At 56.9% G+C, this 23,785-nt stretch carries 20 protein-coding genes; 7 read left to right on the top strand and 13 right to left on the bottom strand.

Annotation, left to right across the window (positions count from 1 at the left end):
- Positions 1 to 16 precede the first annotated feature (16 nt).
- Complete coding sequence (gene radC / locus OP495_RS02080; protein ID WP_280566878.1) at positions 17 to 514, top strand: DNA repair protein RadC; 498 nt, start codon at positions 17 to 19, stop codon at positions 512 to 514.
- Between the two features lie 266 nt (positions 515 to 780).
- Here the strand turns inward: radC and OP495_RS02075 are convergent, their stop codons facing one another.
- A complete protein-coding gene (locus tag OP495_RS02075) occupies positions 781 to 1,383 on the bottom strand; it encodes a helix-turn-helix domain-containing protein (protein ID WP_280566877.1) in 603 nt (200 codons plus the stop codon).
- A gap of 43 nt (positions 1,384 to 1,426) precedes the next feature.
- On the opposite strand from OP495_RS02075, the gene OP495_RS02070 reads away from it, so the two are divergent.
- From OP495_RS02070 to OP495_RS02050, 5 genes are all read left to right on the top strand, one after another.
- Complete coding sequence (locus OP495_RS02070) at positions 1,427 to 2,131, top strand: B3/4 domain-containing protein (protein WP_280566875.1); 705 nt, start codon at positions 1,427 to 1,429, stop codon at positions 2,129 to 2,131.
- A gap of 9 nt (positions 2,132 to 2,140) precedes the next feature.
- Positions 2,141 to 2,761 carry a LysE family translocator gene (locus tag OP495_RS02065; RefSeq protein ID WP_280566872.1) on the top strand — a complete coding sequence of 207 codons (621 nt, stop codon included), beginning with the start codon at positions 2,141 to 2,143 and terminating at the stop codon, positions 2,759 to 2,761.
- A 68-nt stretch (positions 2,762 to 2,829) separates the two neighbouring features.
- A complete protein-coding gene (locus tag OP495_RS02060) occupies positions 2,830 to 3,726 on the top strand; it encodes a dihydrodipicolinate synthase family protein (protein ID WP_280566888.1) in 897 nt (298 codons plus the stop codon).
- Positions 3,727 to 3,744: 18 nt separating this feature from the next.
- On the top strand, positions 3,745 to 4,272 hold the full coding sequence (locus tag OP495_RS02055) for a YgjV family protein (protein ID WP_280566869.1): 528 nt from the start codon (positions 3,745 to 3,747) through the stop codon (positions 4,270 to 4,272).
- Between the two features lie 175 nt (positions 4,273 to 4,447).
- On the top strand, positions 4,448 to 5,749 hold the full coding sequence (locus tag OP495_RS02050; RefSeq protein WP_280566866.1) for an ISL3 family transposase: 1,302 nt from the start codon (positions 4,448 to 4,450) through the stop codon (positions 5,747 to 5,749).
- A gap of 115 nt (positions 5,750 to 5,864) precedes the next feature.
- On the opposite strand, the gene OP495_RS02045 is transcribed toward OP495_RS02050, so the two are convergent.
- A complete protein-coding gene (locus tag OP495_RS02045; protein ID WP_280566863.1) occupies positions 5,865 to 6,446 on the bottom strand; it encodes a hypothetical protein in 582 nt (193 codons plus the stop codon).
- Positions 6,447 to 6,658: 212 nt separating this feature from the next.
- On the opposite strand from OP495_RS02045, the gene OP495_RS02040 reads away from it, so the two are divergent.
- Positions 6,659 to 7,048 carry an ester cyclase gene (locus OP495_RS02040; RefSeq protein ID WP_280566860.1) on the top strand — a complete coding sequence of 130 codons (390 nt, stop codon included), beginning with the start codon at positions 6,659 to 6,661 and terminating at the stop codon, positions 7,046 to 7,048.
- Positions 7,049 to 7,269: 221 nt separating this feature from the next.
- Here the strand turns inward: OP495_RS02040 and OP495_RS02035 are convergent, their stop codons facing one another.
- The 11 genes from OP495_RS02035 to OP495_RS01985 form a co-directional block, all read right to left on the bottom strand.
- On the bottom strand, positions 7,270 to 7,803 hold the full coding sequence (locus OP495_RS02035; protein WP_280566827.1) for a hypothetical protein: 534 nt from the start codon (positions 7,801 to 7,803) through the stop codon (positions 7,270 to 7,272).
- Between the two features lie 376 nt (positions 7,804 to 8,179).
- The gene (locus OP495_RS02030; RefSeq protein ID WP_280566824.1) at positions 8,180 to 9,556 is read right to left on the bottom strand and encodes a hypothetical protein; all 1,377 of its coding nucleotides are present in this window, start codon (positions 9,554 to 9,556) and stop codon (positions 8,180 to 8,182) included.
- A gap of 356 nt (positions 9,557 to 9,912) precedes the next feature.
- A complete protein-coding gene (locus OP495_RS02025; protein WP_280566822.1) occupies positions 9,913 to 10,611 on the bottom strand; it encodes a SprT family zinc-dependent metalloprotease in 699 nt (232 codons plus the stop codon).
- Complete coding sequence (locus OP495_RS02020) at positions 10,611 to 13,979, bottom strand: type I restriction endonuclease subunit R (protein ID WP_280566819.1); 3,369 nt, start codon at positions 13,977 to 13,979, stop codon at positions 10,611 to 10,613. The genes OP495_RS02025 and OP495_RS02020 overlap by 1 nt, the downstream gene beginning before the upstream one ends.
- 74 nt (positions 13,980 to 14,053) lie before the next feature.
- Positions 14,054 to 15,280, bottom strand: coding sequence for a hypothetical protein (locus OP495_RS02015; RefSeq protein ID WP_280566818.1), 1,227 nt, complete (start codon positions 15,278 to 15,280; stop codon positions 14,054 to 14,056).
- Positions 15,281 to 15,320: 40 nt separating this feature from the next.
- The gene (locus tag OP495_RS02010) at positions 15,321 to 16,415 is read right to left on the bottom strand and encodes a macro domain-containing protein (RefSeq protein WP_280566816.1); all 1,095 of its coding nucleotides are present in this window, start codon (positions 16,413 to 16,415) and stop codon (positions 15,321 to 15,323) included.
- Positions 16,412 to 17,068 carry a DUF4433 domain-containing protein gene (locus tag OP495_RS02005; protein ID WP_280566815.1) on the bottom strand — a complete coding sequence of 219 codons (657 nt, stop codon included), beginning with the start codon at positions 17,066 to 17,068 and terminating at the stop codon, positions 16,412 to 16,414. Before OP495_RS02005 ends, OP495_RS02010 begins: the two co-directional genes overlap by 4 nt.
- Before the next feature lie 3 nt (positions 17,069 to 17,071).
- Positions 17,072 to 18,883, bottom strand: a complete 1,812-nt coding sequence (locus OP495_RS02000) for a DUF262 domain-containing protein (RefSeq protein WP_280566814.1) — start codon at positions 18,881 to 18,883, stop codon at positions 17,072 to 17,074.
- Between the two features lie 59 nt (positions 18,884 to 18,942).
- Complete coding sequence (locus OP495_RS01995) at positions 18,943 to 20,232, bottom strand: restriction endonuclease subunit S (RefSeq protein ID WP_280566813.1); 1,290 nt, start codon at positions 20,230 to 20,232, stop codon at positions 18,943 to 18,945.
- Positions 20,225 to 22,648: a class I SAM-dependent DNA methyltransferase gene (locus OP495_RS01990; protein WP_280566812.1), complete on the bottom strand. Its 2,424-nt coding sequence runs from the start codon at positions 22,646 to 22,648 to the stop codon at positions 20,225 to 20,227. Before OP495_RS01990 ends, OP495_RS01995 begins: the two co-directional genes overlap by 8 nt.
- A gap of 381 nt (positions 22,649 to 23,029) precedes the next feature.
- Positions 23,030 to 23,689 (bottom strand): inovirus Gp2 family protein, encoded by a 660-nt coding sequence (locus OP495_RS01985; RefSeq protein WP_280566810.1) that lies wholly within the window; start codon positions 23,687 to 23,689, stop codon positions 23,030 to 23,032.
- Between the last annotated feature and the right edge of the window lie 96 nt (positions 23,690 to 23,785).

The following is a 23,785-nucleotide window of genomic DNA, read 5'->3' as shown; positions in this document are numbered from 1 at the left end:
CCTGAGGAGACACACCATGACCCACCGTAAATTGATTGCCGGCGAAGTCGCCGGCACCTATCACGTCACCGAGGCGGTGACCGAAGGCGAGCTGCTGCAGATCGCCAAACGGCTCGCCCGGCGCCGACTGGCCAAGGGGCGCAAGATCAACCAGCCAGCCTCGGCCGTCGAGTATCTCCAGGTGCTGATGCAGGACTATGAGCACGAGGTGTTCAGCGCCCTGTTCCTCGACAGCCAGCATCGTGTCATCCGCTTCGAGGAACTCTTTCGCGGTACCATCGATTCGGCCAGCGTCTACCCCCGCGAAGTGGTCAAGCAAGCCCTGGCCTGCAATGCCGCCGCCGTCATTCTGGTCCACAACCACCCCTCGGGCGATGCTGCGCCCAGTGACGCCGACCGGCGCATCACCCAGCGGCTCAAGGAAGCACTAGGACTGGTAGAGATCCGGGTGATCGACCATGTGGTGGTCGGGAGCGGGGGATGTGAGTCCTTTGCGGAGCTGGGGTACCTGTGACCGCGAGTCACTTCATCACGACATAACGCCGGTGCTGCCTCCATGGGGGCAGCACCGGCTATTCACGGCACTATTTATTTTGGGTATCCGGATTAACTGGTTGATTTTAGATTGCGAGTCAAAGGGATCTTCAAATCTTCTCGCCGGATAAAATGGTTGATGCTTATTGTTATGCATCTAACCAGGCTTGGAGTCCCAAGCAGCTGATTGCCCGGGCTCTTGCGCCATAGAAAAATGTAATGGCCAAATATTTAAAATACCGGCAACTACTGATGTAGCTCGACAACAGTCATAGTAAATACAAGCCTGGATTCGCCATCATTAGCGTACAGATGGGGTACGTCCGTCCTTGCCACGGCTGAACAGCCAGTTGGAACGATCAGCTCGGTTTCACCGACTTCTATCCTCAGTTCTCCTCGCTCTACATGAAACAGCTCATACGTTCCATTCGGATGGCTGAGCGCCTTAAATAGCTCCCCAGGTTGCATCTCCCAACGCCACATTTCGATCATGTTGGGTCCGCTTGTACCCGCAAGCAGTCGGGCAGTGCCTCCCTTGGAGCCAGTCCATAGCGTCGGGATATCCTGGCCCTCAATCAGGTGCACCGCCGGGGGGCTGGCGACATTCACAATGTCCGCCACTGATACACCGAGCGCTGCTGCTACCTTGCACAGGATGGCGATACTGGGATTGGCGAGCCCTTTTTCCATCTCGACCAGCATTCCCTTGCTGATGCCCGCACGTCGGGATAGCTCGTCGAGGGAAAGCTTCTGCTCTTTTCTATACGCTTTGAGCTTACTGGCGACGGCCTGGCTGATGGACTCCGCATCGGCGCCCGGGTCGGTCGTTATATTGACTTTATTGGTCATTGTTCACTAACATGGAATAAATTGGTCACTAAAAGATTCTCCAGTGTATTCCGTCTTGCCGTCAATTGATTCAGGGGTATCCCGCATCGCACCGGGATTTCGTGCCCTTAGCATCAGCGTAGAGGCAGCGCAGATCGTCGACACGGATATAGCATCCGAGGCCCTGTCCCGTGCCTGTCGGTCGCTAGCCAAGGGGGATGTTGCCTGGGCCAAGGCACACTCGTCGGCTTGGGCCGAGGTGTTCCGTGCCTTCGGCGCCAAACCACAGCGCACCCCCTGCTCCTCCGATGCACTGCGCAAGCGGGTACTGCGCGACGGCAGCCTGCCTAGCATTGATCCCGTCGTTGATTTATACAATGCGATCAGCATCGAGTATGCCTTGCCGGTCGGTGGCGAGAATATTGCGGCCTATGTCGGAGAACCAAGTCTGGTTATTGCCAAGGGAACGGAATCGTTCGATACCATGAAGGATGGCGCGGTGGCCTATGAGTCTCCCCGTAATGGGGAAGTTGTGTGGCGGGACGATATCGGGGTGACCTGTCGACGCTGGAATTGGCGGCAAGGGATTCGGACCCGGCTGAGTGCTGATGCGACGCGTATGTGGTTCATTCTGGAAAGCCTACCTGCGATGCCGCTGGACGCGCTTGACGAGGCCGGGGATCGTCTCGTTCAAGGGTTGCGCCATATGATGCCGGATGCCGTCATCGACACCCGGCTGATCAGCATAGACCCCGGCAATACACCCTAGGAGAAGGTCATGCTTCCCACGATCAGCTTTCTGATGGCAGCCACGCTGCTGGCTATCATCCCCGGCCCCGGTGTCGCTTATGTGGTGGCACGCACCGTCGCTGGCGGCAGGGTGGAAGGCATTGCCTCGACACTGGGCTTGTCCTTGGGCGGCCTAGTGCATGTGTTAGCCGCAGCCTTGGGCCTGTCATTGCTGATTGCCCAGTCGGCGATGGCTTTTATGGTCGTGAAGTACCTCGGAGCAGCTTATCTGATCTATCTGGGTATCAAGATGATCTTGTCCAAGCCGGATGACTCAGGGTCATTTGCCGTCAGGCGAGCCGGTCCTGCCAAGGCATTTAGGGATGGCATCATAGTCGAGACGCTGAACGTGAAGACTGCCATGTTCTTTCTGGCTTTTATTCCCCAGTTCGTATCGGCGCAGCAAGCCATGGCCCCTCAGTTTATCCTACTCGGGAGCATATGCGTCCTGCTGAACAGTACGGTGGACTTGGTTGCCGTTTTTGCCGCGAGCCGAATCGTCGGGTCGGGGGTTGCCAAGGCAGCCAGGGAGCGCCTCCTGTCCCGGCTGTCAGGGGCCACCATGATGACCTTGGGAGTGCTAGTGGCGATTGCCAACCGTGAGGCCTGACCGGGAGGGACATGAGTCTTTCATCCAAGGCCATCATTTATTGTCCGTTCGCTGAGGAGAATCGAGCCATGTTTTCCGGCCTGAGTGCCTTTCCCTTGACTCCCATGAAGCATGGCATAGTCGACGAGATAGCCTTTATACGACTGATCGAGCGCCTGGCCGATGCGGGCGTCGATTCCATCGGTGCGCTGGGGTCGACGGGGAATTACGCCTATCTCACTCGGCAGGAGCGGACATGCATTGCGCAGCTTGCGGTGAAGCATGCCGGTGATGTCCCAGTCATCATTGGCATCAGCGCCTTGAGTACCCAAGAGGTGTTGGCTCTAGCCGAAGATGCACAGGCGGCGGGGGCGAGCGCTGTGCTACTGGCTCCGATGTCGTACCAGAAACTATCCGAGGATGAAGTCTTCGGACTCTACGAAACCGTGACACGCCAATTGTCAGTGCCGCTATGTGTCTACGACAACCCTGGCACCACCCATTTCGAATTCAGTGACGAGCTACATGGGCGCATCGCCCAACTTCCCAACGTCGGCTCCATCAAGATTCCAGGCGTTCCAGCAGAACCTGAAGCTGCCAGGGTGCGTGTCGAGCATCTGCGAATGCTCATCCCGTCTCATGTCACGATCGGGGTCAGCGGTGACCCCTTGGCAGCCACAGGCCTGAATGCGGGATGTGAGGCTTGGTATTCGGTGATTGGCGGCCTGTTTCCACAGACAGCCCTGGCCATCACTCGTGCTTCCCAAGCAGGCAATAGCCAGGAAGCCTTGCGCCTTTCCGAAAGCTTGAACCCGCTATGGGCACTGTTCAGCCAACATGGCGGCAGTCTACGTGTGGTAGCCACGGCAGCGGAACTCAAGGGCTTGGCCGCGTCTCCCTGCTTACCGCTGCCACTTAAAGCGCTTGAAGGAACAGACCGAAAGGCGCTTGCCAAGCAGTTGGATAAGCTTCAACTGCCTTGTTGATGCGGAGTATGTAGTTCTATGTTCGAAAGCTATAGCACGGTGGCCGGTCAGTTTTTTGGTCTGGTGTCGCTGGCACTCTGCGTCTGGGCCTTTTCCAGCAAGCAGGACGATCGGCTATTGATGCTGCTGCTCTCCGCCAACGTGGCCTTCGCCTTACAGTTCATGCTTTTTGAGAGCTGGACTGCCGCTGCCTTGTCGCTGCTGGTGATCGCGCGCGTTGCACTCGCACGCCACTATCCGGGCAGTAAGATAGCGATGGTAGTTGTGTTGGCGGCAAGTGGCGTGGCTTCCGTGCTTACCTGGCAGAGCTGGGCAGACCTGCCCGCCATTGTGGCAATGGTGCTGGGTACGGTGGGCATGTTTTTGCTCCGGGGTATTCCAATGCGTGTTTCGCTAGGCCTGGCAGCACTAGCATGGACACTCAGCCATATCCTGGCTGGCTCGGTCGGGGGGGCACTGGCCGAAGCACTCGTGATTTTGACCAATTCTATAACGATTTATCGTCTCTACCGAGCTAAAAAGCGTTATCCGGGGGTCATTGATTAGTACCTGTCTGAACACATTTAACACATATCCCAGCGGTACCGGGATTATCCAATTAATGAAGCTTTCTTTTAAGTGATTTGATGGGCTCCGTAATCTTGCAAACCATCGGAGGTTATGATCATGTGGGATCAAGGCCCTGTTGCCTTCTGGCAAGCTGGGCCAGTAAGGGAATTGTGTGACCAATTTGCCAGACAACATCCTCCACCTGCCGGAGTATTTCGTCTTAGGCACCAAGGTGGAAGAGCATGACCTCCATTTCCAGGTAGACGCCCCTGAGCCTATAGCCTGCGAGGAGTGTGGAGTAGAAGGTGAGTTCGTCAGGTTCGGGAAGCGAGACGTGGCTTACCGTGACCTTCCCATCCACGGAAAGCGGGTTACTCTCTGGGTTGTCCGTCGCCGGTACACCTGCCGAGCCTGTGGAAAGACGTTCCGCCCATCCCTCCTTGAAATGGTGGACACTCACCGCATGACGCGGAGACTTTACAGCCACGTCGAGAAGGAAGCGTTCAACCACCCTTTCGCATACGTTGCCGATACCACGGGCCTCGACGAGAAGACCGTCCGCGAGATCTTCAAGAAGAAAGCCGAGTTTCTGGCGGCTTGGCACCGCTTCGAGACGCCGCGCTGTCTGGGAATCGACGAGCTGTACTTAAACCGCCGCTACCGTTGTATTCTGACCAACCTAGAGGAGCGAACCCTGCTGGACCTTCTGCCCGGTCGTCAGCAGGATGCCGTGACCAAGCGCCTCATGAACATGACCGACCGCCACAATGTGGAGATCGTCAGCATGGATATGTGGAAGCCCTACCGCCGCGCTGTTCAGGCGGTTCTTCCACAGGCCCGCATCGTGGTCGATAAGTTCCACGTCGTGCGCATGGCCAACGAAGCTTTGGAGAAGGTCCGCAAGGACCTTAGGAAGGAACTGAAGGCCAACCAGCGTCGAACCCTCAAGGGTGATCGAAAAATCCTGCTGAAGCGCGCTTACGATATCTCAGACCGTGAACGGCTCATTATGGAGACCTGGACAGGGACCTTCCCTCAGCTCTTGGTAGCCTACAAGCACAAGGAGCGGTTCTACCACATCTGGGACTGCACCAGCCGGCGTGATGCTGAGAAGGCGCTAGCTGCCTGGATTGACGATATCCCGCAGGGGCAGAAGGAGGTCTGGAAGGATCTCGTCAGCGCCGTCAGCGGCTGGCGTGAAGAGATGCTGACCTACTTCGAGACCGACACCCCGATCACCAACGCCTTTACGGAGTCGATTAACCGGTTGGCCAAGGACAAGAACCGCGATGGGCGAGGCTATTCATTCGAGGTGATGCGAGCCCGGATGCTATACACCACCAAGCACAAGAAAAGGGCACCGCAGACCAAGGAATCCCCATTCCTAGGCAAGGCCACCATTACCTACAGCATGGGGCTCCCAGAGCCAGAGAAGAACTTCGGCGTCGATCTATCAACCTTCTGGGAGGATTAAGGTATTGATGGAGCAGCAAGGATCGTCAACCACTTAATCCGGATACCCTTTATTTTTTGAGGGACTGGCTGCTAACGGCCAAGAGCGGTCGCTTAGGCCGCTCTCACATAACTTTTCAATCAGCCGACGTGTTACCAGTCGGCTGCATTGATTTTTTAGGCTCCTCTGGTTTATCTGGGACAACAAGCTCTTCACCCACAGACTTAAACTTACCTTTATATCTTTTACCTGTTTGGTCGATTACATAGCATCCGATTACTTTAGGAAGTGTGTAACTGCGTTTCAGCCAGATAGGGTATGATCGCCTTGATCCAGCAGGCAAATCATCCCCGCCCGACTTGGCAAGAGGAGAGAGGAAGCCATGACTACCACTTCGCACTAAAGCCTGAACAGCTCTCTTTCCCTCTGCCTCATCAACTTCTACGCCCACATCATGAATATGCATTGACACATGACTGCAATTAATAACAGTCACATCAAATATTGGTCCGAGCAAAGAACCACGTGCAAAGGGGTCCTCTGGTTTGGCTAATTGATCAAGATGCCGCTGAGCTTGTTCTGAAACAGTTGATTCAACCTTGAGAGTTCTCCTCCCACGCTGAAGCATTAACCAAAACCGCCCGAAATTTAGAGCGAGGGCTATCGTACCAACGATGGCCCCGTAAATTGCCAACCAATTTTCTTGAACCCACTCCATTGTTTACCTCTAACCTAATAGCTATAATCATGCTTGTTGTCTTTACGCCTTGGATCGCCAACTGCCCAATAGCCTAGCCTGACGCCCCCCATTCGGCCAGAAGCGGACCCTCTGTGAAACCCCATGCACCTCGACAGACAAAGGGGTCATTGACTTGCAAGATGTCCCCGCCCGGCTACATTGAGCGGGGTGCAAGTTAATGAGGTAACGCAATGAACAGCGACGAGTTGACTGCAAGCTATCGTGGCTACATCGAGTGCCTGAACCAACAGGACTGGGACAACCTGGGCCGCTATGTCAGCGAGAACGTCAGCCACAATGGGAAAAGCATAGGGCTGAGGGGCTACCTCTCCATGCTGGAACGCGATTTTCAGGCCATTCCGGATCTTTGCTTTGAAGTCGCCTTGCTGGTCTCACAGCCCCCGCATGTCGCCAGTCGTCTGCAGTTCAACTGCACCCCCGTCGGCATGCTGTTCGAACTACCGGTCAACGGCAAGCGCGTGCAGTTCGAAGAGAATGTCTTCTATGAATTCAATGGTGACGGAAAGATCAAGACCGTCTGGTCGATTATCGACAAGAGCGCCATTGCTGAGCAGATATGACTTGCACCAGACGCTTCGGGGGCGTTGGATGTTTTTTGAGTCCAGTAGAGACTGATTTCCTCTTTCGGCCAGAAGCGGACTTACAAAGGTCCAATAGCTCGCCAAAAGGAGAATTAAGAATCCGGACTCAGCTCAAAGCCAAAGACTTCTTTTGGCGTAACGTTCAGTCATAATTTCTCCTGTAGAGCATCTCAAAGGCCATATAAAAATAAAATTGCCCTTTACTCTCCACGCTCATATGAAAGACAACCATCACACATTTTAGAGCACACCTGTTTACAGACTTCTTTTTGTATCCTTACATGATTAATTTTATCAAGTCGCGCCCCTCTCCAGCTTTCATAAAAAAAGGGTAAAGTTACAGTATAAGCAGTCACTCCCCCAGCCGCAGCCGCCACCCCTAAATGACCAGACAACAACATTCCTGGCATAAAAAATCCAAGCATCGCCATTCCAACTAAGAGGATTTTATCTTGAGACTCAAGCTCCTTCCAACTGAGATACTTATTTCTATCGCGAGCAATGTATAAAAAAAGACCAACAATATTCCCAAAGAGGAAACCTGACACAGCCTCTCTAGTAGTAGAAAAAACATCATCAACAGGAATAAAATGTGATAACTGCCATATAAAAGAAACTACAAAAAGGTATGCAACAAACCTTCTAAACCTCTTCCTAACCCCCTCCCTCCTCAATTCCTCATCAAACCTTTCATTGCTAATAATAGATTTTTCAAACGCATCAACAATAGACAATAATATTCTTATAAACAAAAAAATAAATTTACAAAAAACTCAGCATTTCAACACCTCGATGAAAAAACAGTTAGCACCGCTGACTCCCTCATTTAGCATGCTGTCGGCAGCCCCCTATAATATCGTTATCCGTACCCACAACTGCCTGAGACTAGTGGAAGCCGGCCGCGGCCAGCTGATGGAGGCCACGAAGAGGCAAGTGATTCGAGTGAGTAGGGGGGATTTGATAATCATCGGCTTCCTTTTCAAGCCAATCTTTACTTCAGTTTTCGGCCATGAGCGGATGTTCAGAAGGTCCTGATATAAACGTCCGCGTTTCGGATTGATTTGGAGTGCGAGCGGGAACCCGATCCCGTTGAGGCATTGTTTATGCCTTTTAAAAGGGAATTTCGTCATCGTCCTCTTCGTCTTCATTGGGAGCAATGTACTGGTCCTCTATCAACTTTTCCCGCAAGGCATTATACGAAAATCCTTTTTCTGAAACTCTTTCCCAGAAATTTTCCCAAAGCGCTCGATGATTTAACGGTGCCGCTTTAGTCTCAGTATAGAGGCCAGAAAAGAATGCACCAATTGCGCCAGCGTTCAGCACCTGGTTAATCCCATGAGACCCAGTATTATCTATCGCACCATTGAAAATACTTTCTAAATCCTTGTCATTGAAGGTAGAGCTAATGGGTAGCAGCAGCTGATTTCCTCTAAACTCAGCCGAATTAAAGCTGAGCGATTCAGAAAACAGGTGGATAGATCTATCTTTAAAAAATACCGATGGGGAAGCTGCTATTGCTTTGGCCTTCTCAACATCGTTTAAGCGATCAATTTTTTCAAATACTTGCTTTCTTATGTCTGCGTTTATTTCAACAAGCCTGGTAACTTGATATTTTGAAATCTCCTCAGAACCCATTGCATGAATTATGCCTTCGATACGTACTCTTTCTGCATATTCAACTTTAGACCAAAGCTCATTTCTCAAATTTAGGAACGGAAATATCCGTTTGAGTCGGGTATCATTCGCTTCAGACAGCATGCCCGCCAGCTTGTTAGAGATAACTTCTTCATAAATCTCAGGATATAACCTTTGTATGGCGCTTAAAGATGCAGACAAACGATTTAATAGCTCCTGTGAAACACCCGTCTCGTCGCGAAAGATCCTCTTCAAAATGAGTATGGCTAGGTTTCTTACGCCGCTATCTTTCACTCTACCTAAATTATTCTCCGACGAAAGTAAGGTGAAAGCCTTTTCCTCACCTTCTGGGAATGAGGATTCGTTAATCAACTCGTACAGTCTTTTAACAATTACTTTACCCTTGACTGGCGGATGGACTAGAAGGTAATTTGCTGACTGAACGATGTATGCTAAAGCTAATTCTGCAGGTGGCGAGAATTGGCTACCATCATCCGAAAATGTAGGATGCGCGCATATATTCCTGTCATCTTTTAAACGTTCTAAGTGTGACTTTTCGATTGTTGAAATAAGCTGCAGCTCATCGCATGCAATATTTAGTAAGTTTCTTTCGAAATCCAGCATAGCTCTTGGATCATTAGGCTGAATTTTATCTAGCTGTTGTTCCCATTTTTTCGCTGCAGGGTCTTCACTAAGGCTCAGCTCTCGGAGCTTTTCGATTATATCTACGCACACAGCAATCCATGTTGCGATCAGGGATGCTCGGTAGGCCCCTGTTCGGTATGCGGCAATAGCTTCGTTTAGGTAATTTTTCGCATGGACGTTACGAACATTCTGAATCAATTCGTCCAAGTTACTTAGGTGTAATCTCAAGAATAATCCTCTCGTATATTGGTACCACCTAGGGCATAACAGGTATAGACGGAACGATTTAATCGTTGGATGTACGCGTCTTCTCGCTCAAGTCAATATACGTGCCAGCCATGCATCATTAATATCGTGTCTGTAAATAAGTTAAACACCCGGGAGGGTCTGGTTTGGGTCGATAGCAGCCTCATCCAACAAGGATAGCATGGCTCTCCTAGCCCTACGTGACAGCCATACTGCGCATCATCTCAAGCGCCCCGTCCAGGTCGAACATGCGTGCGGCGAACTCGCTGCAAAGAAGTCCTCTGACAGATATTCATCGTAGTTTTAGACCGCCAAACCTAAACTCCCTCCACCTCGATTCCATGCCTCGCGAGCCAGCCTTTGCGCTGCTCATAGTCCGGCATGGCGCGTTCCAGGCAACGCCAGAAGGCCGGAGTATGATGGGGTTCGTGCAGGTGAACGAGCTCGTGAACGATCACATACTCAGCAATGTGGCGCGGCAATAAAATGGTCTTCCAGTGGAAGTAGAGCTGATGGCCCTTGCCGCAGGAGCCCCAGCGGTAACCGAGGTCCTGGACTTTCACGCCAGCGGGTTCCAGTCCCATACGGCGGGCATGCTCCTTGACCCTGGTGGTGAGCCAGTCGCTAGCACGGGCGTTGTACCAGCGGATGAAGTGTTTACGCGCATCGGGCAAGGCATCTTCACGCAGTTGGAAACGCCCTGCGGCGAGCTTGAGTGGGGCGTCCTGGGCATCAGGGGGTACGCACTTCAGACGGTAGCTGCGCCCCAGGTACAGGAATCCTTCGCCGTTGACGTACTCCTTGTGCGGCAATCGACGGCGTTGTTCGGCTTTCTGCGCCAGCTTCTGGTAGATCCAGGTGCGTCTCTCGATCACGAAGTCACGCAGGAGCTGCTCATCGGTACCGACGGGCGCAGCGATGAGTAGCTCACCGTCGCGGTCCACGGTAATTTCCAGTGTCTTGCGGCGCGAACTCTCACGCACTTCGAAGGTAAGGTCGTCCACGGCGAGCTGCATCACGCTTTCACTAGCTTATGGTGGTTGCTGCGAGCCAGGTCGAGGAGCCGTTCGGCGGTGGCCTCGGCCTGGTCCACCGGCACCAGGCTACCCATCATCAGCTGACTGAACAGGTGCTGCTTGAGGCGCTCCTGATCCGGGATGTGGGACGGCTTCCAGAAGTCGGGAATGGCGATCTCGGGTTGGATCGTGGCCACGACCTCTTCGGTAGCGTCGAGCAGCGCCTGAGCGGTGGCCGGATCCAGACTCTTCGGCTCCAGGCCCGCGCTGGCCACCAGCTCACGCCAGAAAGGCTCGGCGTGGGCGGGCATCTCGGGGATCGCCTCGCCATCGAGGCTGGCACCGTCACGCAACTGCTGTATCAGCGTCTTGAGCGCCTCCACCTGGTCGGCCCACTGGCCATCGAGCTGGTCAAGCAGCTCCTCCAGGCGCTCGCTCAGACGGCCGTACTTCACCGGATCCTCATCCAAGTGCTTGCGCACATGAGAGCGTACCGCGTGCTCCATCTCCGAGGCCTTGGCGCGGTCGCCGGCCTGGCGTCCCACATGCTGATCAAACTCGGCGTCGGTGAGCTGAACCGGCGGGATCTGCGGGTCGATGCCCAGCGAGACCACGTAGTCGTCGATCAGCTTGCGTACCTTGTTGCCGGTATCGCGACCCAGCTCTGGGGTGTCCTTGTAGCGGTTGCGCGCCAGGGCATGAATATAGGCGAGTCGTTTGGCGTCGTTGACGAATTCCAGACCCTCGGGGCGGGGCAATACATCGTCCAGGCCGCGGTTGAACTCCTTGAGCTTGACCATGAACTCGGCGCGCACTCGCTCATCACTCAACGCCTGCACCGCCTCCTCGGCGTCGTCCAACTCGTCCACGCCCTGGGCACGCAGCACATCGACCACGCGCAGGTGACGGTCGCGCAGCAGCGGGATCTCGTCCTTGAGGCTCTGCAGGGCGCCTTCGACATCTTCCTCGCTGTAGGCGGCCAGGGCCTCCTTGAGGTGGTTGGCCACGCCGAAGTAGTCCACCACGATGCCATGGGTCTTGCCGTGGCCGGTGCGGTTAACTCGAGCGATGGCCTGCAGCAGCTCCGCCTCGCGCAGCGAACGGTCTAGGTACATCACCCCCTCGATGGGGGCGTCGAAACCGGTCAGCAGCATGCTCTTGACGATCAGGAAAGCCAGCGGATCGTGCTTGGTCGCGTCCTTGGGTGCCTCGCCGTCGAGCGGAGGTAGCGGCTTCTTGAAGCGCTGGATGTGGTTCTCGACGGCGGCACGATCGCTCCACCTGGCCCAGGCTGAGTCGTCGTTGTTGCCGCTGCTGAAGACCACGGCGAACTCCAGCTCGCGTAGCACCTTGCGGTAGCGCCAGGCCTGGATCGCCGCCTTGACCCGTGGCGGACGCGTCAGCAGCTGGGTATCATCCAGCGCCTTGTCCTCAGGAGAGAGCGAGAGCGCCTCTTCCAGCAACTCGGCCTTGGCCTGCTCGAGGGCCTCGAAGTAGCGCAGGGCCGCACGGCGACTATAGGACACCAGTTGTGCCTTATAGCCATTGGGCAAGATATGGGTGACGTAGTGGCGCAGGATGTCCTGGGCCTTCTCCTGGACCAGCTGCGGCGCCTCGAAGATCTGCCCCTTGGTGGCGTACTTCTGCTTGATCGCTTCCAGTTCTTCCTTGCTGTGATCGCGGAACAGGTCCTCGAACAGGCCATCGAGGCTGGCGCCGTCCTTGATCGCCCCTTTGGCGGTGCGTCCCTCGTAGAGAATCGGCACCGTCGCACCGTCCTGCTCCGACTCCCTGATGGTGTAGCGATCGATGTATTCGCCGAAGATGTCATGGGTACGCTTCTTGTCGCCCATAATGATCGGTGTACCAGTGAAGCCTATGCGTGCGGCGTTGGGCAAGGCACGCATCATGTTGCCGTGCAGGTCGCCGGCCTGGGTGCGGTGGGCTTCGTCCACCAGGATCAGGATGTCCTCGCTGGTGTTGAGTACCTCGAAGGGCTCGCTGAGGGTCGGCTTCTTCGGTGAGTTATCGATCGTGGAAGCATTCGGCTCGGCGGCATCGCGACGGCCGCTATCCAGGCCCGGCGACGTAATGGCGTAGTGTTCGCCGGGCGTCTCGTCTTCGGTATCCGGATCGCGGTACTTCTGGATGGTGCCGAACACCAGGCCGGGACCGTCGCGAGCCAGCAGTTTCTTGAGCTGGGTGGTGTTGCCGGCCTTCTCGACGCGCTCGCCGGTGAGCTCGCCAGTGGCGGAGAGCTGGGCCTGTAGGTCCTTACGGTCGGTGATGACCACGACCTTGAAGCGGCGCAGGGTCGGATCGGTACGCAGCTTGCGCACCAAGAACACCATGGAAAGGCTCTTGCCGCTGCCCTGAGTGTGCCAGACGATGCCGCCACGGCGGTCGGATTCGCCATCTTCGTGGCGCGTCTTGCCGTGTTTCAGCCGTTCGACCGCTCGAGTCACGCCACGATATTGCTGATAGCGGCATACCAGCTTTATCTCCTGGCCGCCGTTGTTCATGAACAGGGTGTAGTGACGCACAATGTCCAGCAGGTTGGCCGGCATGAGCATACCGATGATCAGGCGCTGCTGGGCGGAGAGGTCGGCCTCACCAAGCTTAATGGCTACCTCCGCCTCGCGCTGCGGTGCCACTGTCTTCCAGCTCAGGTAATGGGCGAAGCGGGCGCCGATGGTGCCCACCCGCGCTTCGTCGAAGTTGCTGGCCACCAGGAACTGGCTGGTGGCGAACAGAGCCGGTGCGCCCTCATGCTCCTCGACCTCGTTCTCCAGGAAGCGTTGGTCGTGATAGCGTCGCAGCTGATCCACCGCCTCGCTGAGACCCTCCGGCACGGTGCGGCTCTTGCACTCCACCACCACCAGCGGGATGCCGTTGACAAACAGCACCAGGTCCGGGATCACGTGGCCCTTGGCCGAGTCATGGCCGGGCGGACATTTCACCTTGAACTGATTGACCACCGTGAAGACATTGTTGGCAGGCTCATCCCAGTCGATGAAGCGCAGCGTCTGGCCGCGGCCGCCGTCCCAGCCCTCGAGCCCCTCCACCGCCAGACCGTTTAGCAGTAGCTCGGTGGCGAGCTTGTTGGTCTCCAGCACCTTGTTGGCCGGCAGGCGGGTGATGGCCGACACCGCCTGGTCCAGGCGCGCCTCGTCGAGCCAGGGCTCATCGTCGCGCAGGTTGATATTGCGTAGCCGCTCGCGCAGCAGCGGCTCCATCACCACCTGGGCGAAGTTCTCACGATGAGTGACGGCAGGATCGTCCCCCGAGCCGGCCAGGAGCTCCCAGCCCTGGCCTACCAGCTGGTCGATAAAGGGTTTCTCTACGCCTGTGTACTCGGGACCTGCCATTCCCTGGCTCCAATACGCGATGAAAGAATAGTGATGCTAATGGACACATTGTGCCGCGGGAAACCTGAAGGCCGTTACCACTGCCTTCGCTGATGAGAGTAGGTGTAGCTGGTCACTTTCTCGATATCGGCAAATAGGGCATCGATGCCCTGATTCAGCGGATTCCCGGTTTCCAGCCTGTGCTCAACCCAGGCCAGCCATTCGCTCAGCGATGTCTCCCCGATCATGGCGTCCGGATCGAGATCGAGCTGCTTCAGGGCCAGCAGGAAGTGACGGGCTCGTTCATGGCGCTCCCAGGTATCCGCAAACTCGAGAAACCGCTGCCACTGATTGTCGTCTCGTTGACGCGCCTGCTCAGCAAGATGGCGTTCATGCTCGGCAATTCTGGCGAGACGCTCCTGCTCAAGCCGTTTCTGTGTTTCAAGCGCCATGATCGGCGCAGCCTGCATTAGCGTATCGAAAATCGCGGGGAGACGCGTTTCCAGCGTCACCTCATCCGTTTCCAGCCAGTCGTGCCTGAAGCCTTTGGGCAAGTAGCGCTTGATCTCAAAGACCAGCTTTCCCATCGGCTGCAGTACGGGCTTCGAGTCTTTACCCTCATTCCAGCTCCAGCGCTTCTCCTCTTCCGTCAAGGGGCGACTAACCTGCCTGTTCTTCTCGCGAAGCTGGATGGGAATCACCTCCCCTTCAAGCTCGATAGTCAACTTCTTTCGGTCGTCCTCGATAGCCCTGCCGCCTGCCTTCTCTATGGCCTTGAAAAGGGTATCGAGAATCCGCTGCCGGCGGCGATCCATCGAGGTAAAAGGAGACGGTACCGAACCATGTAGATAGCTACGCCGAGCATTTTCCTTGCGTCTTTTATGATTCTCCAGCCAGCCGGCGATGATGCGATGGGGATTTCTCAACTGCGCCGGTACGCTCAAGCTGGGACCAGATTTGGCGGGCGCCTCTTTCTTCGACTCCGGCGTCGATGTCGCCGATGGCTTGGCCTTTCTACCAGACACCTTTGGTGTATCAGCTCGGGGGGATGTCTTGCGGCGAGATGGGGAAGGCTCTATGACCACGGTACTACTGACATCGCTGGGTGCTTCGGGAAGCGGCGGACGAGTCACGGCCTTTCCAGCCGCCACCCGCGACCAGTGGCCTGCGGGAGGCGTGGGTATTCCGGCCTTGTCGCACAGATCCTTCAGCCGTTGGCTCACCACCCCATACTCACGAGCCAGATGGCTCATGGGCGATGACCACACCTTTTCATATAGCCGTTCGCGATCAATACGTGTAACCGGCGCCTCTTCCGCCACGATCCCCTCCCTACCGTTCGAGGTCCGCTGTCATACCGTCCTACGACTCGGCAATCAAAGGTGCCTGAACACCGGCCCCACTCGTCAGTCGCTCCAGTGCCAGCGCGATCAGGCGGTCCGAGAACAGGCGCAGCTTGCGCTTGCCAGCCACATCATCAGGCCAGTGTCGTAGCCCTTCCTTGATCGCTTCGACGGTGGGCTCGATACGTTCCTGACTGATCAGCCAGTCCAGTGTCGCCAGCACCTCCATACCCAAGGGAGACTGGAAGCCGTCGATCAAGGCGTCGACTTCCTCCAGCACCTCGGCATAAGGCATGGCCTCGGCGCTGCGCAGATAGGTGTTGAGGCGCTCGCGCCGTGACTCATCGAACCATACGACTTCGTCGGAAGCGGCATCATTGATGCGCTTCTCGCTGTGTAAATAGCTGCCATCCAGGCCATTGAGGAGATGACGCAGCCGGTCTGAGTAAGGGCCATAGCGGTGGGGCTGGAACTCGAGTCGAAGGGGATTCTCCAGACCATGGGCGAGGATGCGATGCTCCAGCAGCCAGGCAAGCTTCTGCACCTCCAGCAGTGAACACTCGATGCCCAGCACCCAATAGCGGCGAACCAGCTCGGCCATTAGTGCACGCGCCGGCGTCAGCTTCTCCACACCACTGCGTTTAGCGACATTCTGATACTGAGGCGTGGGCTCGAACACCAACACCCGAACGTCATCCAGCTCGCCCAAGGCTACTTCGATACGAGGCTTTACGTCGTCCCAGTTTAGTCCGCCGTTACCACAGCCCAGTGGCGGCAGGGCAATAGAGCGAATGCCTCGCTCGTGGATCACCCTCTTAAGATCTTCCAGACCAGCATCGATCCACTCCATTCGCGTTCTGGCACGCCAGTGCTGCTTAGTGGGGAAGTTGATGATCCAGCGTGGCCCCAGCAGGGCATCCTGCTCGGTGACCAACATCCTGCCAGTTATCACCTCTTCTTGCTTGCAAGCCTCTATGTAGGCGGCGTAGTTCTCCGGGAACGCCTCCTTGAACATCAAGGCGATGCCCTTGCCCATCACACCCACGGTGTTGACGGTGTTGACCAGAGCATCGACGTCGGCCTCGAGCAGATTTCCTTGAGTGTATTCGATCATGAGAAGAACCAGTTGGGCCTTGTGACCGCCTTCAGTTGAAGGCCATGGGCCATGGCCTGTGTTTCGATATCGACGCGCACCTCGTCAGTATACGCACCAATGCCCAACAGTGCCGAGGCCGGCAGATGGTGGTGTACCAGTGCCTCGGCTTGGTAGCGATCCGTCTTGTCGGGATTCTCGAGGTCGCGCTTGAAGTCCTTGGCCTGCAGAAGATCCCAGGGAACGAAATCCGCAAGATCCTCCAGCCGATCGCTGAACTCGGCATTGGCCAGGTAAGCATGCCGATCGGTGAAAAGAAAACTGATACCGAGCTGCTTCAGATGCGGTAACGAACTCACCAGTACGACGATATCCTCGCGGTCCTGCCTCGGCACGCCATGGCCGGTGACGATGTTGTAGAGCATCATCGACGCCGGTGTGAAATAGAACGGGATGTAATTGCTTAGAACGCCACTTGGTGGCATCGGCACCTCTCGCGTCATTCGCTTGTCGATCAACTCCTGCTTGCCGATGGTAGCGAAGTTCGAATCCTGCTCCTCAGCCGACCTGCAGTAGAGCCCATGAGCCAGCAGCCACGGCAGATTGTCTCGATGCGTGATGCGAAAGATCAGTGCCTTTCGAGGATTCAGGCTGCGCGAGAGGTCATTGGCCATGGCTCAGTCTTCCCCCTCCTCATCGGCACCCGCCAGCGGCTTCTTGCCCATGGCCTTCTCAATGATCTCCAGCAGGCGATTCTTGCGCTGCTGGTAGAAAGCATGGAAGTCGTCGGCGCGCAGGGCCTCGGTCGGAATACGGTGGCCTTCGAGGATGTCGTTCATCGCCTCGTCATCGAGCTGGACTTGCTTGTGGTCCTGCAAGCGGGCCAGATACTCAGACGGCGCATCCCCGCCGATCATGCGGTTGGTGCGGGCGGAGATCGGCGTCTTGTTGATGATGCCGTCGTAGATCCTAGGTGCAATGGCCTGTGCTTCGCACCAGGTACGCGGAAAAATATGGTGGATATCCAGCTCAACGCCCTGAAGATCCAGCTCCTGGATATCGCCTTTCCAGAAGAAATCCTCCGCACCCTCGCGCAGGATCAGCACGTTGATGCCCTTGTAGGCTGCGCTGTTGCGGCTGCGCAGCGACTCCAGGCGGGTGGGATCGAAGGAGGCGTCGATCACTGTGCGTGGCAATTCGGCGTCATCCTCGAACCAGTTCATCAACTCCTCCAAGTCCAGGGCTATACGAGTATCAACGGAACCGCCGTAGAGCTCGCCCAGCACGCCGCTCCAGAACCAGCGTGAGAGCTTGGCGTGAATACGGGGTTCGCGCCAGCGGTTTCCGAGCAAGGTGAACACGGCGGCGAGGGGCACCAGCTGGGTGGCGTAGGGCAGCTCGCGGCGGCTGTAGAAGCACTCCCCCTTGAGGAAGTAGGCGGACTCGACGAAGCCCTTCTCCACGGCGTCGGCCCAGCGCTTGTAGGCATCCAGGGGCAGGTCCAGCACCGAGGCGCGCTTGGCGCTGACCGGACGCACCTGCTTGCCGGTGTTGCCGGCGGCCAGATCCTCCTGCTTACGTTCATGGGTATGCAGCAAGGTGATGGCCTGGAGCAGGTCAGTGCTCTCGACATCCGCCAGTAGCTCGTGGTTCTCGAGGCGGGCCTTGCGCGAGGGGACCTTGCGAATATCGGAGCCGAACCAGTCGTCGCGCAGATTATAGCCCTCCGCCGCATAGCTGGCAGTAATCAGCTCGAAAACCGAAAGCTGGACGCCGCCGGTGTTGACCTTCTCGAACACCAAGCAGACCGCTTCTTTGGAGGTCTCCTTCTTCAGTTCGATCACTGGCAACTGATAGGCGGAGAAGGCGCCGAGAATCTTCTTCTGGAACTCCAGAAACTCCCCCATGACTTCCTGGTGGTAAACGAAGAGGTCCTGTAGCCAATCCGAGGGATCGAGGATCTTGTCGCAGGGGAAGAACAACTGCTCGCACTCGAGCTGGCGGGTGGAGAGGTCCAAGTCCACGTCGCGGCCGAAGTTCTTGGTCGTCTGGCGGTTTTCATCCACCGCCACCACGGCATCCTCCAGACGGTCTTCACCTTCCAGTGCCATGCGAATGTCGAAGTAGTAGTGGCGCCGGACCTTCTTGCCCTTGGCGGTGCGAGTATCCACCGGGGCATCCAGGCCTACCGCCTGGGTCAGGCTGGTAAGGCGCTGCTGGCCGTCGAGGATCAGGTGGTCCGGATTCTCGGTCACGGTGTTGGGATCGATGCCCTCCACCGGTCGGGTCTGGAAGCGCACCTCGCCGCCTGTTTCCATCAGCATCACCGCACCCACGGGGAAGGAGCGGGCGATGCTGACCAGCAGGCTCTTCACGTGGTCGTCGTCCCACACCCAGCCGCGCTGGAAGTCAGGGAGCTGGATCTTGCCGTTGGTGATGTCCTTGAGTAGCTCGGGCAACGAGCGCTTGGTGCTGTCGAAGGTGGTCATGGCGGTTCCCTGTGCGATGAGGTCTTGGTGTCGGGATGTTTTGTTATGAGAGCCCCGGTCTATGCCAGGGTGGTGGCCTGCGCCTTTTCGAGAAGCGGGGTGACGCGGGCGCGGCCGGTAAGGAGGTCGTCCATTAGGCCGTGCTTTTGCACTTTGAGTTTTTCCAGCACACCATATTCTTTGCTAAGCACACCACCTATATCTTGCAGCGCTTTGCCAATCTGGACTTGCTCACTTGGGTTGGATGGTGAGGCAAGAGGGACTTGCCTGAGTGCAGCGAGAGTGATTTCTTTGAAGGTAGAACCTTTCACCTCAAGGTCGATAGCTTCTCTAACTGCTTTGCTTCGCATTGCCCATATCAAGTAGTCGCGATCAACTTTTCTGGATGGGGCTATTTTTGCTGTGCCTTGTGTCAGATTTGCACCAGCGAGCTCTCCTGGGACTGGCAGTACTTTACCTACCGTTGCACGTATGGAAACAACCAGATCGCCAGCACTCACCTCGGAGCGCTTATAATTGGCAGCGATGCTGGGGGATGTCCTGAGGAGCTGGGAGGCGTCCAAATAATCACCTGACATATCCCCAGTTCTTATATAGGGAATGCCTCCTTCGACATGAGGCCCCGCCTGTACAATTCCATAGGTGATTTCTGAGGATGTATAATCTTCCAAAGGTCTGACAACCCACGCCCTCGGAATCAACCCCAGCGGGGATTCCTTATAAAGCTCAGGCGCCTGCTCGGCGCTGGGGCGCAGCTGGCCGTTATCGTCGATGCCGCGTGTCAGCAGGTCGTGGAGAAGGCCTTCCTTGACCTTCTCCAGCTTGGCGATCAGTGCCTCGGTCTTCTGGATCTGGGTGTCGAGGGTATCGAGGATGCGGGCAATAAGCCTTTGCTGCCTAACGGGAGGATGCGCAATCCAGCAGCTCCGAATATCACTCGGCTTTATGAATGGTTGCGCGGAGCCGGAACGAGGCCAGTAGCTCTCTCGGTTCACTCTATAGTAAAGATATTTTGCATCCAGTTTGTTCGGCGAAGGGATTATTGCCTGTATATTCGCAAGTGTTGTCCAGTCGCCTGAAGCGAAGAAGCACCTGCCACAGTTGGCGCCAATTGCAGACAGGACAACGCCATCCGTATTGGTGAACTCTACCTGACTAACGTAACCATCTTGCCCGGCAGCACTGTAAGCAGGAGCTCCGCTGGTAACATAGCCAGAGCTTTTGGTTATTCCAAGCTTTCCACCTTGATGGAAGGTGCATGATTCATGTAGGCGCAACACTGCCCAATCATCAGGGAGACTCTGTTCTTCTGGTTTCTCGTAGCCAGGTCGAAGCGTTGTTTCAGACATACCCAAGCCCCTCCAGATAACCCTGCAGCTCCTTGGCGGCAGCATCCCGCTCGGCCTCGATGTCGGCCAGCGTCACCCGATACTTGTCCCACCAGGTCTCGAAGGCGACGATTACCTGCTGGCGCTGTTGGCGGATATAGCGTTCGAGGATGGCCTTGAGCTCGTTGTGCAGGATGTTGCCGACCAGTTCGGCGGCGGCGGTTTCGTCCAAGGCATCCACGGCAGCATTCAGGCGATTCTCGAAATTGGCGACCTTGGCTTTGTGTTGCTTGCGGACCTGGGTACGCTCGCTCTTCCAGGCCTTGACCTCTTGCGGCGTGGGGGCGTCGTCGTCCTCGCCGCCATCCGGTTCCGCCTCGTCTCCGTCGTCGCCCTCGGGCATCGCCTCGGCGGCCTTGATGCGAGCGTCCAGCTCCGCCCTGCGAGCGCTCAACTCCTCCAGCTCAGCCACGTAGTCCTGCAACAGGAAGTGGACCAGGCGGTGGTCGAGGGGGTTGGCCTTGCTCTGCTCGTCGTCCAACTGACTCACGATGGCGGTACGCCAGGCGTCCACCACGCCCAGGCATCCGCGGGCCTGCAGGGTGCGGAACTCGTTCTTATTGTCGAACCAGAAGCCAGCAATGATCCCGCGCACCGCGAAGCGGTTGAGCATGGCGGTGGGCTCCAGCGCGGCGGTGAAGCTGCCCAGCAGCTCGTCGCGCAGCCGAGTGAGCCGGCCGCCGTTGCCGGAGAGGGTGGTGATGCTGGCGCCATGCTCGGCCCACCAGGTCTCAAAGGCGTCCATCACCCGGGCTTCCTTGGCGGTTAGGCCGGCGTCCGCCTCGATGGCCGGTTTGAGGTCGCGTTTCTCGTTGAGTGACTCGGCGAAGTCCACATAGTCGGGATCGTTCGCCTTCGGCGTAAAGAGCCCCATAGAGTCGAGTCCCTGGGCGTCGAAGAGCGGGCGCCTGGCGTCGATCTCGGCCAGCGGCACGCCGCCCTTGAGGTGGGCGCGTACGTCTTGAGGCTCCGGCGGCGGGGTGTTGTCGGCGTAGCGGCGGATGTTGAGGTTGTAGTCGTTGTCGCGCAGCTCCGCGAGGGGCACCGCCCGGGCGAAGCCGGACACGTCCTCGAAAGCCTCATAGGTGCTGGCGATCTTCTCGATGTGCTCCGGCAGCAGGTGGTTCTGGGCGCGGCCTTCGTGATATTCGTCGTCGGCATTGATGAACAGCACCTGCCCTTGCCGCTCGGCGGGCTTGGCACCTTTGGCGCGTAGCACCAAGATGCTGGCCGGAATCCCGGTGCCGTAGAACAGGTTGGGCGCCAAGCCGATCACCGCTTCCACCAGGTCGTCTTCCAGCAGGCCGGCGCGAATGCGCTTCTCGTCGCCACCGCGAAACAGCACACCGTGGGGCATGACGGTGGCCAGCCGACCGGAGGCATTAAGGCTCGCGACCATATGCTGCAGGAACATCAGGTCGGCCTTCTTGGCGCCTTCCAGCACGCTGCCGTAATAAAAGCGCTCCGGGAAGTTCTGGCTCGGCGTGTAGCCGATCGAGAAAGGCGGATTGGTGAGAATGCGGTCGAAGCGCATCAGCTCGCCGCCCTCGACATGCTGAGGATCGGTGAGGGTGTCGTCGTTGCGCAAGTCGGCGGAGCCGATGCCGTGCAGCAGCATGTTCATCTTGGCGATGGCCCACACCGAGCCGGAGGTCTCCTGGCCGAAGAGGTTGAGCCGGCGCGGATCGCCGCCCTGTTCCTCCAGGTACTCCTTGGCGTGGATCAACATACCGCCCGATCCCATGCAGGGGTCGTAAACGCTGTGGTCTTCCTGGGGGTCCATCAGCCGCACCATCATGCGGACCACCGGGCGTGGGGTGTAGAACTCACCGCCTTTCTTGCCGGCGGAGTCGGCGAAGTCGCGAATCAGGAACTCGTAGGCGGCGCCGAGCAGGTCGGGGAACTCGAAGTCCTCGTTGCGCAGGCGGTACTCACTGAAATGGACGATAAGATCGCGCAGCTTCTTGTCCGGCAGCGTGGTGGAGCCCACCTTGCGGGTGAAGTCGATATGCTCGAGCACTCCGGCGAGGCTGGTGTTGTGCTCTTCCAGGCCGGCGAGCGCCTTGTTCAAGGCATTGCCGACGCCTTGATGGGCCTCCTTCAGCAGGTACGGCCAGCGCGCCTGCTCGGGAACATAGAAGGTGGCCTTGTACCAGCTCGGCATCTCGATGACCTGAGCGATGTCGATATCGCTCTTGCCAGCCTGCCTGAGCTGCTCTCGGACCTCTTCCTGACGCTGCTCGAAGACGTCCGAGCAGCGCTTGAGGAACAGCATGCCGAAGATGTATTCCTTGAACTCCGAGGCGTCCATGCGCCCGCGCAGGATGTCGGCGGCCTTGAACAAGTGCCGTTCCAGCTGGTTGAGGGTAAGGATCATGTAACGCTTGCTTCCTGTATTCGGTGAGCGGCTGACTCGAATGGCCGTGATTATAGCCGCCTATCTCACCAGAGTTGGCGCGTGAAGGCCATGGGCTGACAAAGAGAGCCTCCAGCAATCCTGGAGGCAGGCTCTGAACGCCAGGCACGCATTGGCTTGCTGAAGCCCAACCGCCTTTGATAACCGCTTTACGTCGATATAGCCCTTGAACCGCTGAACCATCCCATTGAGAAGGTAGTCTGGGACCACACGCTTTATCGTGGTTCGCAGAAAACTGTATTGACTGCCCTGCCCATTCCACATACGGCTCAGGCAGCCATGGCACCACGGCATCACTGAGGCGGGAACCGCTCGCGGCGGGTGGCCTTCTTGTTCTAGTGCTCAGCCCCGACTGGTATCAAACGCCCGCAGCCCTAGACCGTAGTGTTTCGTCTCAGCCTTGCACATGTAAGAAGCTCGGTAGAAGGCCTTCTGAAAGTGGCCCACATTCCCCCTGTCGACCCAGTACACCGGGTTGGCTGGTACATGTATCCATGGATCCTCCGGATTCCATCCCACCCCCAGCGCGCTGTACCAGGCCCGCGAGATGCGGTTGGAGAGGTTCTCGTTAGGCGAGCATGCCTTCCCGAGCATGTGGTAGGCATCGCGATTGAGGATCAAGAAGAAGTGATAGTGCGGCTTGCCATTGGTGCCGACCTCCCGACACCAGACGTAGCGGACCTTGGTATCCGGCACCCAGCCGCTCCGACACTTCCGTGTCCTATCGTGCTTGATGATGGCTTTCAGGGAAGCGATGAACCGCTTGATAAGGAGCTTGTGGTCTTCCGACGTCATCCTGTCGCTGATCACGGTAGGAATAACCGGGTCAACCCGAAAAGCCATCACTCGAGAGTAATCGCTCATGGCTTTCTGCAGCGTAGCGTGGAGCGCCTCAAGGTACTCGGCCACCATAGGCAAAGACTCCATCTGAACCTCCAGGTCGTTATATGAATTGTTGTAATGTAAGTGCAGGTTGGAGTTGGAAGGGTGTCGCTGTGGCATTTCATATCTCCAGTGGGATGGGCAAACGCCATGACCGGCAAAGCATGGACGTTTATTTTAGGCACGGTGGATCCTCCAGTTGTCTGCTAGATCCAT

It is taken from the genome of Chromohalobacter sp. 296-RDG, assembly GCF_029889885.1.
Lineage (GTDB): Bacteria > Pseudomonadota > Gammaproteobacteria > Pseudomonadales > Halomonadaceae > Chromohalobacter.
Note: the sequence above shows the minus strand (reverse complement) of the source record. Positions and strands in the feature narration are given on the sequence as shown.